Here is a 351-nt window from a genome sequence, read left to right on the forward strand (position 1 = left end):
GATCAGCTTTGGATCAGGCCGAGGCGCTGCGGCGCAATTCGGCAAGGAAGCTTTCGACGGCTTCGTCGAGGGACACGGCTTCGGTGACGAGCTTTTCGGCGGTCTGGGCAAGCTGGGTCGTGCCTGATGAAACCTTGCCGGCATTGTCATTGACGGTTTCGATCCGCTCGGACACTTCGCGGGTGCCGTTGGCGGCTTCTTCGACGTTGCGCGCGATTTCGCCGATGGCGGCGTGCTGTTCTTCGACCGCGGCCGCAATCGCGGTGGAGCTATCGGCGACCTTGGCAATGGTTTCGGAAATGCGGCGGATGGCGTCAACCGCCTCGCCGGTTTCGTTCTGGACCGAGGTGA

The 351-nt window shown here is 62.7% G+C and carries 1 pseudogene; it reads right to left on the minus strand.

Going from position 1 to position 351, the window contains the following annotated elements:
* Positions 1-13: 13 nt before the first annotated feature.
* Positions 14-351, minus strand: a pseudogene (locus TH468_RS21115) (methyl-accepting chemotaxis protein); the annotation flags it as partial.

The organism is Thalassospira sp. MCCC 1A03138 (assembly GCF_002115785.1).
Classification (GTDB): Bacteria; Pseudomonadota; Alphaproteobacteria; order Rhodospirillales; family Thalassospiraceae; genus Thalassospira.